The organism is Seonamhaeicola marinus (genome assembly GCF_008085455.1).
In genome coordinates, this window is the sequence record NZ_VSDQ01000728.1 from 1 (window position 1) to 875 (window position 875).

The following is an 875-nucleotide window of genomic DNA, read 5'->3' on the forward strand; positions in this document are numbered from 1 at the left end:
GTTTGATGTATCTCCACTGGCTAAAATTCTAACAAACTCTAACTGTTCATTGTAACCATCGCCTAAAAAGTTCCAGCCATGTACGTCATCAATATACCCATTTTTATCATCGTCAATACCGTTGTTTGGTATTTCATCTGTGTTAGTCCAAATAACGTCATCTAAATCTTCGTGGTCAATATCAATACCAGAATCTATAACAGCAACAATTACTTTTTGGCCTTTTTTGTTTTTAATTATTTCGGCATAGGCTTTATCAACACTCATACCAGGTATGGTATCTTTTACCAAATCTAAATGTCCCCAATTTTCTTTTTCAGCTTTTGTTAATTCAGAAACTTTTAAAGGGGTTGCATCAATATTTTCTATAGGAGTAGAAAGAATGTCTGCAGAGCCACAGCTAGATATAAGGAATGCAGAAAATGCCGAAGCAGTTAAAACTTTTAATGTTTTCATGTTTTAATTTTATTAATTGAATATTTCTTGTGTTGTGTAAATATTTTTGAGTCTTACACCTTTTTCGGTGTTTTTTACTGTAATAATTTGGTTGTGAGCATCATGTTCTAAAAACAAATAGTAGTTGTTTTTTGCTGCTATATTTAGGAATTTTTCTTTTTCGGTTAGTGTTAAAAGCGGCCTAGTATCATAGCCCATAACGTAGGGTAATGGTAAATGCCCAACGGTTGGTAGTAAATCGGCCATGAAACAAATGGTTTTTCCTTTGTAATTAATCATAGGAATCATTTGCTTATCAGTATGTCCGTTTGCAAAAAAAATATCAAAACCTAATGCTGAATTTTTTAATATGTCAGTTTCAGGAATATCAGTAAACTTTAAATGCCCACTTTCTTCAATAGGTATTATGTTTTCTTTTA

General features: G+C 31.9%; 1 protein-coding gene and 1 pseudogene. Both read right to left on the reverse strand.

Going from position 1 to position 875, the window contains the following annotated elements; all coding sequences use genetic code 11:
- Positions 1-456 (reverse strand): S8 family serine peptidase (locus FUA24_RS21000; protein WP_222861379.1); only part of this gene is annotated, 456 nt, incomplete at its 3' end.
- A gap of 12 nt (positions 457-468) precedes the next feature.
- A pseudogene (locus FUA24_RS21005) lies at positions 469-875 on the reverse strand (MBL fold metallo-hydrolase); the annotation flags it as partial.